General features: G+C 61.0%; 9 protein-coding genes. 6 read left to right on the forward strand and 3 right to left on the reverse strand.

The window, feature by feature from the left end:
• The first annotated feature begins 197 nt into the window (after positions 1-197).
• A complete protein-coding gene (locus Q0G18_RS03870; protein WP_297149644.1) occupies positions 198-620 on the forward strand; it encodes a TIGR04076 family protein in 423 nt (140 codons plus the stop codon).
• A 200-nt stretch (positions 621-820) separates the two neighbouring features.
• On the opposite strand, the gene Q0G18_RS03875 is transcribed toward Q0G18_RS03870, so the two are convergent.
• Entirely contained in the window at positions 821-1,354 is a 534-nt protein-coding gene (locus Q0G18_RS03875; RefSeq protein ID WP_297149646.1) for a hypothetical protein, read from the reverse strand.
• A gap of 617 nt (positions 1,355-1,971) precedes the next feature.
• Between Q0G18_RS03875 and Q0G18_RS03880 the strand changes: the two genes are divergently transcribed.
• The 5 genes from Q0G18_RS03880 to Q0G18_RS03900 all read left to right on the forward strand — a co-directional run bounded on the left by Q0G18_RS03880 (position 1,972) and on the right by Q0G18_RS03900 (position 12,304).
• Positions 1,972-3,387 (forward strand): alpha-isopropylmalate synthase regulatory domain-containing protein, encoded by a 1,416-nt coding sequence (locus tag Q0G18_RS03880; RefSeq protein WP_297149648.1) that lies wholly within the window; start codon positions 1,972-1,974, stop codon positions 3,385-3,387.
• Positions 3,387-5,879, forward strand: a complete 2,493-nt coding sequence (locus tag Q0G18_RS03885) for an AMP-binding protein (protein ID WP_297149650.1) — start codon at positions 3,387-3,389, stop codon at positions 5,877-5,879. The genes Q0G18_RS03880 and Q0G18_RS03885 overlap by 1 nt, the downstream gene beginning before the upstream one ends.
• Positions 5,880-5,965: 86 nt before the next feature.
• On the forward strand, positions 5,966-9,562 hold the full coding sequence (nifJ, locus tag Q0G18_RS03890; RefSeq protein WP_297149651.1) for a pyruvate:ferredoxin (flavodoxin) oxidoreductase: 3,597 nt from the start codon (positions 5,966-5,968) through the stop codon (positions 9,560-9,562).
• A gap of 522 nt (positions 9,563-10,084) precedes the next feature.
• Entirely contained in the window at positions 10,085-10,675 is a 591-nt protein-coding gene (locus tag Q0G18_RS03895) for a ClpP family protease (RefSeq protein ID WP_297149653.1), read from the forward strand.
• Between the two features lie 150 nt (positions 10,676-10,825).
• A complete protein-coding gene (locus Q0G18_RS03900; RefSeq protein ID WP_297149654.1) occupies positions 10,826-12,304 on the forward strand; it encodes a VirD4-like conjugal transfer protein, CD1115 family in 1,479 nt (492 codons plus the stop codon).
• A 76-nt stretch (positions 12,305-12,380) separates the two neighbouring features.
• On the opposite strand, the gene Q0G18_RS03905 is transcribed toward Q0G18_RS03900, so the two are convergent.
• Both Q0G18_RS03905 and Q0G18_RS03910 read right to left on the reverse strand, forming a co-directional pair.
• A complete protein-coding gene (locus Q0G18_RS03905) occupies positions 12,381-12,890 on the reverse strand; it encodes a hypothetical protein (protein WP_297149656.1) in 510 nt (169 codons plus the stop codon).
• A gap of 10 nt (positions 12,891-12,900) precedes the next feature.
• Positions 12,901-13,722 carry a hypothetical protein gene (locus tag Q0G18_RS03910; protein ID WP_297149658.1) on the reverse strand — a complete coding sequence of 274 codons (822 nt, stop codon included), beginning with the start codon at positions 13,720-13,722 and terminating at the stop codon, positions 12,901-12,903.

Here is a 13,722-nt window from a genome sequence, read left to right on the forward strand (position 1 = left end):
CGTAGCCTGACCTGCGGTGTCAAGCCTAAATCAGACACACTTCTCTGCCGTCCTCTTAAAAGGGCTGGGATTTTTAAGCAGCTAAAACTGGAGAGGTGAGCTGGGGTTTGGATGCGAAAAGGGACACACTTTTTTGCCTATAACCCAATGATTTGCAGGGGAAATCACCGCCGCGCACCACGAGAAAGGGGGCCGCCTTGAAGCACAAGTGCAATGTGACGGTCATCGGTAAGAAGTTGTTCTCCGAGCTCCAGAAGGACTATCTCGCAGACCCCGAAAGCGGTCCCTGCCCCTGCTTTGAAGTAGGACAGGAATACCTGTTCGAGCGCGAGGCCGGAAAGGACGACTTCTACCACTTCGGGAGAGAGCTCAACCCGCCCTTCCCCTGCGCGGAGGCATGGGACGCCATCAGCCGCTACATCTACACGGCGCTTGCAGGCGGCGCCATCATGAAGAACTGGACAAACGACGAGCGCATCATGATCGCTTGTTGCAATGACGGAACCCGTCCCGTCGTGTTCAAAATCGAGCGTATCGACGTTCCGGAAAGCGCTGAGGACGAGGCGTATCTTGCGACCTATGACTTCAGCTGCAGCGAGGAAGACGCATACACCGGATAACGCCAACTTGCGAATCGACAGCCAAGCTCGCGCACCAGTGCCTGGTCACCGCTCATTTCCCCTACCCCTGCATGCGCGTCTCACCGCGAAGCGAGCGAAAAGAGGAAATGCCATCCGCAAGCTTGCGAGTGCTCAACCAATGCGAGATGCTCTCCTTCCGCCAAAGGAAGGCCACGATTGTTCCTTCTTACTACGCTACGCTACGCCTTCCAGGTACCTTTAGCAATGACGTCATTCAGGGCTTCGTGCAGCTTGTCGAAACGCTCGTTGGGCTCGTCTGAGCCGAACCCTGCGGCGTAGCCCCCCGACTCGTGGGAGCCTTCGGTCGTCTTGACGTTGATGTAGTACGACGGCGTGTCGAGCACCAGATCCGAAACCTTGATCACTTCGGGAAGGTCCATGAAGTCGACCTTGTCGACGACGTCGACGAGGCCTTGCCAGTCTGCCTCCGAGATGGACAGTCGCTCCCTGCTAAGTTCCGCCTCCTCAGGCCAGGGGGATTCCTCCCCTACGTGGGAGAGATCGGTGTCCGGCGCAAGAGAAACATGCGTGAGAGACGGCTCGGGCTCGAACACGTAGGCATCGAGCGTGTTCACATCTCCGCCAGTGCTCACAAGGACGATTCTCGTGACTTCGCAGCTTTCGTTTTTCGCCTCGCCACCCGCAGCGCACCCCGCAAGGGCAACGGCCCCGAACAGGCCCGCAACCAGCAACGCCGCCATGAGCTTTTTCATCATGACTCCTTGTCTTGAGAAGCTCCCCCTTGAGCTTCTCTCCTTGCGAAATGCCCCTCGACTTCCCCGCCTTTACGCGCGCCTCCCGAACTGCTCAAGGATATCGTAGCAGCGATTCGTCTCGACGTGTGACGGCGCGGCGGGTAGCGCGGCGTCCCCTCTCCTGGAAAATCACACCGCCGTGGACAGAATCTGCCAATATGTGAGCCCCCGAGTTGCCCCAAAACGCCCGTCCTGACTCTCGGCTGGCTGCGGCCTGGGCTTTTGCTGAGCTCTCCAAGGAAGACGAGCTGAAGGCGGAGGCGAATCCTCACATATCGGCAAATTCTGTCCACGGCGGGGCGATTTGTCCCCGAAAGCAATTTGCTGTCCGCGACGGCGCAAACCGCGAGCGCGTCATTTTTGAGCAGGATGAGGTTGAGGTCGAGTTCCGCAGAAACGCAGAAGCGAATCGGCGTTTACCGCAAAAATCGGTAGTTTTTATCGCTTGCTTGCGCATGAGGTGCGATAATGCAAACTTTAGCGCTAAGGTGGGTGTTTGACTGCCCGCGGGCACTTCGGTTCGGATTGCCGCAGGCATCTCCTAGGGAACGATTGGTATAAGTCAGGAGTCGTACATGAGAGACATACGCGTCAGTGACATCACGATGAGGGAAGCAGCTGCCTCGAAGGCGCTTTCCCTATCCTTCAAGGAAAAGCTTGAAATCGTGAAGATACTCGACCGTATCGGCGTCGCCGCCATCGAGGTCGAGGGTATCGAGTCCTCAAAGGTGGACAGCCTGCGAATCAAGTCGATTGCCTCCCTGGTGAAGAACAGCACGCTCGCCGTTCCGGTGAAGATGGACGATGAGAGCATCGAGGCGGTTTGGAGCGCCGCGAAGGGCGCACAGCACGTCCGCCTGCAGGTCGAGGCCGCGGTGAGCCCCTCGTGCATGGAATACATCCAGTGCAAGAAGGCCGACGCGCTCATCGACGACGCCGCCCGTGCCGTTGCCAAGTGCGCCGCGCTCACCGACGACGTCGAGTTCGTGGCCATCGACGCCACCCGCACTGACGTTGCCTATCTGGCGAAGGTCATCGAGGCCGTCACCCGCGCCGGCGCCAAGACGGTGACCGTATGCGACGCCGCAGGCTCCATGCTGCCCGAAGAGTTCGCCCAGTTTATCGGCGACCTCCTAAAGGCCGCTCCCCAACTTGCCGAAATCGAGCTGGGCATTTCGTGCTGCAACAACCTCAACATGGCGGACGCCTGTGCCGTTGCCGGCGTCATGGCAGGTGCCTCCCTGGTCAAGGCGACGTCCTACCCTATGGGCGTCGTCGCGCTCGACAATGTGGCGAGTATCCTCGCGGCGAAGTCCGACGCCCTGGACGCCCAGTGCCACGTCCGCGTGACCGAGCTCAAGCGCGCCATGAATCAGATCGCGCGCCTGTGCTGCGAGGACCGCTCCAAGGCGGCCCAGTTCACCGGCTCCGTTTCCGAAGCGGTCGAGGGAATCGTGCTCACCGCCGGCGACGACCAGAACACCGTCATGCAGTATGTCGAGCGTCTGGGCTACAGCCTCTCCGACGAGGACGCCGCCGCGGTGTTCGAGGCATTCAAGAAGATCGCCGCCAATAAGGAACGCGTGGGCGCGACCGAGCTCGACGCCATCGTGGCCTCCGCTGCCCTGCAGGTGCCCCCCACCTATATCCTCGAGGGCTACGTTATCAACGCCGGTTTGAGCTTCAAGGCGACCTCCCACATCTCGCTGCGCAAGAACGGCGAGGTCATCGAGGCGGTTTCCCTCGGCGATGGCCCCATCGACTCCTCGTTTAAGTCCATCGAGTCGGTCGTGGGCACACACTACGAGCTCGACGACTTCCGCATCCAGGCGGTCACCGAGGGCCGCGAGGCTATGGGCGAGTCCATCGTGAAGCTCATCGCCGACGGCAGGGTCTATTCCGGTCGCGGCATCTCCACTGACATCGTGGAGTCCAGCATCCGCGCTTACATCAACGCGCTCAATAAGATCGCTTACGAGGAGCAGAACTAATGAAGCTTTCCTTTTCCACCCGCGGCTGGGCCGACCACTCCTGGGACGAGTTGGTGAACACCGCGCTCGAGATGGATTTCTCCGGCATCGAGATCCACAACCCCATCATCAACACTGTCTTCACCGGCAAGGGCGGCCCGCTTGAGCGCTATAACACCCAGGCTACCGCTCGTGCATTGCGCGACAAGGGCTTATGCATCCCCGCGCTCGATTCCTCCGTCGACATCTCGGCGGGCGAAGAGCAGATCAAAGCTGCCAAAGACCTCATCGACCTCGCCGCCGCCGCCGGCGTCGAGCGGGTCGTCGTCGTGGCGCAAAACGATGATGAGGACGCTATCCATGCCGCCCTGGCCGAGCTTGTGCCCTATGCGGAAGCCAGCGACGTCGTCTTGCTGATCGAGTCGAGCGGCATCTTCTCCAGCACCACGCGCATGGCGGGCATCATGGACCGCTACGCGAGCGACTATTTGGGCACCCTGTGGGATGTCCACAACGTCTACCGCACAGGCGGCGAAACCCCCGCGCAGACGGTCAAGAACTTAGGCGCCTACATCAAGCACGTGCACATGCGCGATTCCGACGACGACGGAAGCTTCAACCTGGTTGGCGAGGGAACCCTGCCCATCGACGAGGTCGTGCGCGCCCTGTCCTCCATCGACTACGACGGCTACGTGTCGCTGGAGTGGGACCCCGCATGGATGCCCGACCTCACCGACATGGAGGTCATCTTCCCGCACTTCGTGAACTACATGGAACAGTTTGAGGACACCCGCGGCAAGCGCCGCACGCTCTACCTCAACCACGACGGCACGGGTGAATACGTGTGGAAGAAAGACGAGCTCATCGACTTGACCTTTCCGCAAGTGCTCGACAAAATGGTCGAATGCTTCCCCGACCAGTACTGTTTTAAGTACACGACGCTCGACTACACGCGCACCTACGAGGAATTCCGCGACGACGTCGACACGTTCGCCCGCTCGCTCGTCTCCATGGGCGTGAAGGCTGGCAGTAAGGTCGCCATCTGGGCCACCAACGTGCCCGCTTGGTACATCACCTTCTGGGCGGCCACCAAGATCGGCGCCGTGCTCGTCACGGTGAACACGGCCTACAAGATCCACGAGGCCGAGTACCTGCTGCGCCAGTCCGACACGCACACGCTTGTTATGGTCGAGAGCGCCCTGGATTCCAACTACCGCCAGATCATCAACGAGCTGTGCCCCGAGATTGCCGAGACCAAGCCCGGCGAGCAGCTGCACTGCAAGAAGCTGCCGTTTTTGCGCAACGTCGTGACCGTCGGCTTCGACATGCCTGGCTGCCTCAACTTTGACCAGGCCATGGAGCGCGCCGAGCTCGTGCCGCTGGAGAAGATCCAGCGCATGGCCGCCGATGTCCGCCCCGACGACGTCTGCAACATGCAGTACACCTCCGGCACCACGGGTTTCCCCAAGGGCGTCATGCTCACGCACCGCAACGTCGTCAACGACGGCAAGTGCATCGGCGACCGCATGGGGCTGTCCACCGCGGACCGCTTCATGATCCACGTGCCCATGTTCCACTGCTTCGGCATGACCCTGTCGATGACCTCGTCCATGACGCACGGCGCGACCTTGTGCCCGATGCCCTACTTCAGCGCCAAGGCGTCGCTGCACTGCATCACGCAGGAGAAGATCACGGCCTTCAACGGCGTCCCCACGATGTTCATCGCGATGTTCAACCACGAGGACTATCGCAAGACCGACTTCAGCCACATGCGCACAGGCATCATGGCCGGTGCCGGCTGCCCGCCCGAGCTTATGAAGCGCGCCGCCCAGCCCGACGAGATGAACATGACCGGCATCGTGTCGGTGTACGGCCAGACCGAGTCGGCCCCGGGTTCCACGATGAGCGCCTGGACCGACCCGCTCGACCTGCGCACGGAGACCGTCGGCTACGCGTTCCCGCACGTCCAGTGCAAGATCATCGATCCGGAGACCGGCGAGGAGCTGCCCAACGGCGAGGTCGGGGAATTCTGCTCGCGCGGTTACAACATCATGAAGGGCTACTACAAGATGCCCGACGCCACCTTCAAGACGGTGGACGAGGACGGCTGGCTGCATTCCGGCGACCTGCTCATGCGCGACGACCGTGGCTGCTTCGTCGCCACGGGCCGCCTGAAGGACATGATCATCCGCGGCGGCGAGAACATCTATCCCAAGGAAATCGAGGACTTCGTCATCACGCACCCCAAGGTGAGCGACTGCCAGGTCGTGGGCGTGCCCGACAAGAAGTACGGCGAGGAGGCCATGGCCTGCATCATCCTCATGGAGGGCGAGTCCATGACTGAAGACGAGATCCGCGAGTTCATGATGAGCAACATCGCGCGCCATAAGGTGCCTCGCTACATCAGGTTCGTGGACTCCTTCCCCATGAACGCGGCCGGCAAGATCCTCAAGTACAAGATGAGGGAAGCCGCCGTTAAGGAGCTGGGGCTTCAGGACCTCGTGAAGAAGTAACCTGTATCGAGAGAGACCTTTTGCGGGGGCCGTCATGCGCGCCCCCGCTTGCGTTTGGCACCATTGCCAGGGAGAGGGACTAAAAGATGAGCAACTACGTAACGGTTGACGGCAACGAGGCTGCGGCCCATGTCGCCTACGACTTCACCGAGGTGGCGGCGATCTACCCCATCACGCCGTCTTCGCCCATGGCCGAGCACACCGACCGCTGGAGCGCCCAGGGCCGTCTGAACATGTTCGGCCAGCGCGTGCAGCTGACCGAGATGCAGTCCGAAGCGGGCGCCATCGGGGCCATCCACGGCGTGCTGCAGGCAGGAGGCCTGGGAACGAGCTTCACTTCAAGCCAGGGCCTCATGCTCATGGTTCCCGTGCTCTACCGCATCGCCGGCGAGCGCCTGCCGGGCGTCTTGCACGTGGCGAGCCGCACGGTGGGCACGCACGCCATGAGCATCTTCGGCGACCATTCCGACGTCATGGCGTGCCGCGACACCGGCTTTGCGCAGCTCAGCTCGGGAAGCGTTCAGGAAGCAGCCGACATGGCGGCCGTTGCGCACCTCGCCGCCGTGAAGGGCAGCGTCCCGTTCATGCACTTCTTCGACGGTTTCCGCACTTCGCACGAGCTTTCGCGCATCGACATGCCCGACACCAAGAAGCTCACCGCGCTCATGGACACCGAGGCGCTCGATCGCTTCAGGGCGCGCGCCTTAAACCCCGAGCATCCCATGCTGCGCGCCACCGTGCAGAACGGCGACGTGTACTTCCAGGTGCGCGAGGCGAACAACACCGCCTACGACGAGCTGGCAGATGTGGTCGAGGGCATCATGGCGCAGGTCGCCAGCGTGACGGGCCGCGAGCACCACGTGTTCGACTATTACGGCGCGCCCGACGCGACCGACGTCGTGGTCGCGATGGGCAGCGTCTCGGGCACTGCGCAGGAAGCATGCGATTACCTGAACGCGAAGGCCCACTCTGCGGGCTCTGGCAAACGCTACGGCTTCTTGCAGGTGCACCTCTACCGTCCCTTCTCGGCGAAGCACTTCTTAGGAGTCTTGCCCCAAAGCGTGGAACGCATCGCGGTGCTCGACCGCTGCAAGTGCATGGGCTCGGCCGGCGAGCCGCTCTACCTGGACGTCTCGAGCGTCATCGCGAACAGCGAGCGCGCGGGCAAGGTGCTCGTTGTGGGCGGGCGCTATGGACTTTCCTCCAAGGACACCGATGTCGCCCAGATCGTCGCCGTGTTTGAGAACCTTGCTGCTGACCAGCCCAAACGCGGCTTCACCATCGGCATCAACGACGACGTGACCAACCTGTCGCTTCCCGTGCAACCGCTCGATGACTTCAAGGACGCCGACACCTACAGCTGCAAGTTCTGGGGCTTAGGTGGCGACGGCACGGTGGGCGCCAACCACAACACCATCCGCATCTTGGGCGACTGCGCCGACCTGTTCGCGCAGGCGTATTTCGAGTACGACTCCAAGAAGTCCTTCGGCGTGACCAAGTCGCACCTGCGCCTCTCGAAAAAGCCCATCCGCAGCACGTATTACGTGAAGCGCGCCGATTTCGTCGCCTGCCACAACCAGAGCTACGTGCGCCAGTACGACATGGTGCAGGAGGTGAAGCCGGGCGGCACGTTCCTTTTGAACACGGGCTGGACGCCTGAGGAGCTCGATGCCAACCTGCCCGGAGCGATGAAGCGCTACATCGCGAGCAACGGCATCCGCCTGTTCACCGTTGACGCGGTCGAGATCGCGCAGCGCGTGGGCCTGGGAAGCCATATCAACACGGTGCTGCAGGCGGCGTTCTTCAAGATCGCAGGGCTCATGCCGGTCGAAGAGGCCCTCGACTACATGAAGGACGCGGCGCGAAAGACCTATGCGCGCAAGGGAGACGCCGTGGTGGCGAGCAACGTGGCCGCCATCGAGGAGGGCGCCCAGAGGTGCGTGGAGGTCGCGGTCCCTGCGAGCTGGGAAAACGCCGAGCTTGACGCATGCTCAAGCGACGAGGGCCTGCCAGCTGTGGTCGCGAACATACTGCATCCCGTGAACGCCCAGAAAGGCGACGAGCTTCCCGTGAGCGCGTTTGCGGGCTACGAGGACGGCGTCATCGACATGGGCCTCACCGCTTTCGAGAAGCGAGGCATTGCCGTCACCACGCCCACATGGAAGGCCGACGCCTGCATCCAGTGCAACCGCTGCGCCTTCGTGTGCCCCCATGCCGCGATCCGTCCCTACCTGGTGAGCGAGGAGGAGGCCGCCATCGCCCCCGCCGGGTTCGAGACCGTCGCTCTCAAGGGCGGAAAGAACCTTCCCGACGGCATGCGCTTCACTCTCCAGGTGAGTCAGTTCGACTGCACGAGCTGCGGCAGCTGCGCCGACGTGTGCCCGGCAGACGCGCTTTCCATGGAGCCCGCCAAGTTCACCGACGCGAGCCGCACGCTGTGGGAATACGGTCTGGAGCTTACCGACAAGGACAGCATATTCGATCCCTATTCAGTCAAGGGCTCGCAGTTCAAGCAACCGCTCCTCGAGTTCTCAGCAGCATGTGCGGGCTGCGGCGAGACACCCTACGCCAAGCTCCTCACCCAGCTGTTCGGCGACCGCGTGTACTGGGCAAACGCCACAGGTTGTTCGCAGGCCTGGGGCGCGCCCTTCCCTGGCATCCCCTATACCGTGAACAAGCGCGGCTTCGGCCCTGCGTGGACCAACAGCCTTTTTGAAAACAACGCCGAGCTATCGTTAGGTCTCTATCTTGGATCGACCCAGCAGCGCGCGGCCGAGAAGGCGCGCGTCGAGAAGCTTTCGCAGGTGCTTGCATGCGGCCTGGAGAACCCGAAGGACGGCAAGGGCGACGCACCCGAGCCCGCTGCCATGGAAAAGGTCAAGGCTGCGTGCGAGTCTTATCTCGCCGCCTTCGACGACTTCGACGCTTCGCGCGCTGCCTCCGATGCGCTCGTGGCGGCAATCGAGGCTTCGACAGGTTCGCTCACCAACAGCGCCAAGAAGGTGTGCGAGGGGGTCCTCAAGTTCAAAGATCAGCTGGCCAAGAAGACGTTTTGGATGTTCGGCGGCGACGGTTGGGCCTACGACATCGGCTTCGGCGGGCTCGACCATGTGGTCGCGAGTGGTGCCAACGTGAACGTGCTCGTGGTCGACACCGAGGTCTACTCCAACACCGGCGGCCAGAGCTCGAAGGCTACGCCCGCGGGCGCCGTCGCGCAGTTCGCGGCGAGCGGCAAGAAGACCGGCAAGAAGGATTTGGGCGCAATCCTTATGAGCTACGGCAACGTTTACGTCGCCCAGGTGGCGATGGGCGCCAACTACAACCAGCTGGTCAAGGCGCTCAAAGAGGCTGAGGAATACGACGGCCCCTCCGTCATCATCGCTTACGCGCCCTGCACCTCGCATGGCCTGAAGTGCGGGATGCACGATGCCCAGGGCGAGATGAAGCGCGCGGTGGAAAGCGGCTATTGGGCGCTGTACCGCTACGACCCGCGCAAGGAGAGCCCGATGACCCTGGACTCCAAAGCGCCCACCATGGACTACTTAGAGTTCGTTGCGGGCGAGAACCGCTATGCCTCGCTCACCAAAACCTTCCCCGAGGAGGCAGAGCGACTCTTCGAGCAGAGCAAAGAGGATGCACTGCGTCGCTTCGACCGCTATCGCCGCATGACGCAGGACAACTAGCAGCCTAGACGGCGCGAGGGTGCGGTGCTTGCTCGCATTCCCTCGCGCCGGGGTTGGCGACGCCTGCGCAGCGCACCAAGGCAAAACGCCTGATGAGAGTGCTATTCGAACAAGCGTTCCAATTAATGCTTGCCAATTCGGGGCTTCTTCGTCTATACTCTGGAAGCACCCGTTGACGGCTGGTCCGTCTTTTTTATTGGGAGTTCTGGGGGCGGCACCGGCCGCCCTTGCTTCTCGAAGTGTGTCACAGAATTCCCCGTCATACACGGCATGGGGGCGGCGCCGGCTGCCTTTGCTTTAAGCGGCTTTACAAGCTGCGGCGTGTTACATGACCGTTCTCAATACCGCAACAACTGAAGATGAGGAAATGTTAAGCAGGAGCGGCATCGCTGAGCCTCCGTGCGCCTTCTTTCCCGCCACGCAATCCGCATGACGGTGAGCGCTCGTTTGGCGTCGAGCCTTGCATAGCCCTGCCTTCAACCACCCTCCGGCGCTTGGCGCCCATTCGAAGAAAGGCACGGCATGAGCACTTCGGTCTATCCTCCCCAAATCATCGAGGAAACTAATCTCGGCATCCAGCGTTTCGACATCCGCGACGCGATGCTCGCCTCCCGCGAGCTCGAGCTTTCCGGACCCGTCGACTCGGAATCGGTGGCGGTCATCATCCGCGGGATTCTCTATCTGCAAAAGGTCGACCCTACGGCACCCATCACACTTTTCATTAACAGCCCCGGCGGCGAGGTGAGCTCGGGTTTGGCGCTCTACGACGTGATGCAGGCCACGAGCTGCCCCATCCGCACCGTGTGTCTGGGTCTTGCGGCGAGCATGGCAGCGCTGCTGTTCATCGCCGGCGACACGCGCGACATGCTGCCCCACAGCCGCGTGATGGTCCACGATCCGCTCATTTCAGGCGGTGTGGGCGGAAGCGCCCTTTCGGTGAAGGCGCGCGCCGACGACCTGATGCGCATTCGCGACATAACAGCGCAGGTCATCGCTCAGCATTCGGGAATGGATCTCGAGCAGGTCTTCGAGATAACCGCCAGAGACACCTACTTCGAGGCGGAAGATGCGGTGGCGGCGCACCTCGCTGATCGCGTCATAAACACGCTGTAGCGGCGCAGTGTGGGGGCTCGAGCCTGCTCAGACAATAAGCGGGCTTAAGCTTGATGCCACCAGGTCGTCCCCCGCGCCGCCTTCGCCCGTCCGTTTCTCTCGTCCGTCAATTCCCCATCCATCGCCGACCTCCAACTTTAGGAGCTGCTTATGAAAGCCACCGAATTCAAAACCATCGCCAAAGACGCCGCGAGCAATCAGCTTGCGCAAGCTTTCGCGGCCGCAAAAACCGAAAGCGAGCCTGCCTGCAACCCGCAGCGAAGAGCCTACCAGGGAGAAACCTTGCTTTCCGCCAACAAATCCGTCAGCTGCGATACATGGCGAAGCGGGCTGAACAACAACGTTCTCGTGCTCGGGTCGTCGGGCGGCGGGAAAACGCGCAATCACGTCAAGCCAAACCTGCTGCAATGCCAAGGGTCCTACATTGTGCTCGATTGCAAAGGCTCCCTCTATCACGAGGTGGGCCCTTACCTCGAGGAAAACGGCTACATCGTCGACTGCATCGACTTCAACGCCATGGACGGCACCATCGGATACAACCCTCTCGACCACATTCGCTGGTGCGAGGGCCGACCGATGCAGCAGGACATCATCTCCATCGCTTCGGCCATCTGCCCTGTTGACGAGCATGCGAGCGACTCCTTTTGGCCGCTTGCTGCGGCGAACTACCTCACGGCCTATATCGCCTACGTGCTCGAGGCCCTGCCCGACGAGGCGCAGAACATGTCGTCGGTAATCCGCATGTTCGAGCTCGCCGTCGCTCGAGCGGTCGACCCGCTCTTCACCGACCTGCAGAAAGAAGACCCCGGGGCTTACGCACCCTCGCTGTACAACCGCGCGAAGGCCACGTGTGGTGCGGAGAAGATGCATGCGAGCATCTTGGGAATCCTCGCGGCCGACCTTGTGCCGTTCGGGTTCGAAGGCGTCATCAGGTCGTACAGCAATCCTCGGCAGATCGATTTCCGCAGCTTCGGGCGCGAAAAGCGCGCGCTGTTCGTTACCATCGACGACATGGACCGAAGCCTCGACAAGCTCACAAGCCTCTTCATCCAGCAGGCGTTTTCCTCCCTGTGTCGCTCGGCCGACCGCGATTACCCCGACCATCGGCTCCCCGTGTCGGTCCGCTTCGTGCTCGATGACTTCGCGAACCTGCGCCTGCCCCACATCGACGACGTGCTCTCGGTTATCCGCAGCCGCGAGATCAGCTGCACGGTGGTGTGTCAGACGATAAGCCAGCTCGAGGCACGCTACGGCGAGGCCACCGCCAACTCCATCGTGGGCAACTGCGACAGCCAGCTTGTTCTCGGCTTTCAGGACGAGCGCACCGCCACTTACTTCTCCTGCCGCGCGAACAAAACCGCCAGCACCTTGCTGGAAACGCCTGCGGGGATGTGGTGGGTGTTCCTGCGCGGCCAGCGCGGAGCGATGGACCCCGCCAGGCGCTTGGAGGACCACCCGCGCTACCCCGAGCTCTTCGAAGCGAAGCGCGCAAAGGAAGCTCGGATTGAGCTTGAGGAGCAGCGGCGCAGGGAGGAGGAAGACCGCATGCTCCGCGAGATCGAAGAGGAGCTCAACGTTAGCTTCGAGGAGCTCGAGATGGAGGATTTCGACGAGCGCAACATCGCCTAGCTGCAAAACCCCCTGTTCCGAAGACATTCTCCTAGAACAGGGGGCGGGTTTCCCGCTTGGCGCATGCTTGCCAAATTTAAGAGGCAACCAACACGAGCACGACTAAGACGAAAATGGTCAACACGTAGACGGCTCGCATGATGTCGCGCGTTCTCTTCCCGATTCCCAGGTCACGGGCAAGGGACTTCGTCGCGATGCCGACATGCCAGGCGAGCGCGGCAAGGAGGAGCAAGAAAGACACCTTCGTCTGATTGGGAAAGACGGGAAGGCTGCCAGGGCACAGGATGTAGAAGAGATGTACGGCGATCGCTGCCGCCAAAACCGCCCCCGTCGCCCACTTCAGCACGAAGTGGCGCTTCTTTCGAGAACTCGGCGGGCGCTCGGTGTCGGTCAGCATCAAGGCGGTGGCGCCGACACTTGCGAGCACGTGCGCTCCCGCCGCGCCGAGCATGATCCACACGAGCCATGGCAGGCTGTTGGTCAGGCCTTCAGCAAAAAGCGATGCCGTCCCAAGTGCAGAATGCGCTAAGAAGAAGACGGCGATCGCTGAGGCGACGAGCGCGTTTAAGAGGCGCAGCTTCTCCATTTTGCTTAAGTTAACCAAAGAGCTTTTGCTGAGCCGCTGTTTCATGCAAGTATTCATCTGCGTAATTGGCTTGTTGGACGAATTGTTGAAACGAAGGAACACCCTCATCTAAAACACCGCGTTTAGCGAGTGCGACATATATCGCGCAGCTTCGTGCTTGAGTGTTGAACCTTTTGGTCTTGCCGGATCCTGGATTGAACATGATATCGGTGAAGACCCTGAATCCTATGAGACTTTCCGCCAGTTCTCTGTTTTGAGGTTGGCATAGCGCGCTCACATACAGATAATCGTAGAAGGCGCTTCTGGGAAGCAGGGGGTAATCTTCGCCAGACAGCCTGAAGCAACTCATCTTCGAGCCGTTAATCTCACTCTGAATCTTCTCGAATAACGGATCGTCTTCGAGTTGCTCGATGGTCTTTTTGTCGGGATGGGGATTGATATAGCGCTTTGCCAGCCTGACATTCAACAACTCCCTATACGGACCTCTTTCCCTGTCGTCTTTGAGGAAAACCTTTGAGGATTGGAACCAGTTCTCCAGTGGATAGGATTCTAGAGTGTCTGGATCGGTGTAGATGAGATTCATAGCCGACAAAGCCTGTCCCACTTCGTAGTCATGGGATGCTGTAGAGACTTCGAGGATCTCGCTTGGTTCTAAATCGCTCTTCGAGAACTTCTGCAGGATGGCCTCATGCATTGCGTCGCTCGATCTCTGCCTGACCTGCCAGCTCATCCCACTATGCCAGTCGAACTCTATCTCATCTTCGATATACGCTTGTCCGTCCCTCTTCGAGGCACAGAAGAACGGTCTGGTGGCTGTGTTGATACGGGCCAT

Origin of the sequence: uncultured Ellagibacter sp. (assembly GCF_934636505.1) — a bacterium.
Classification (GTDB): Bacteria; Actinomycetota; Coriobacteriia; order Coriobacteriales; family Eggerthellaceae; genus Ellagibacter.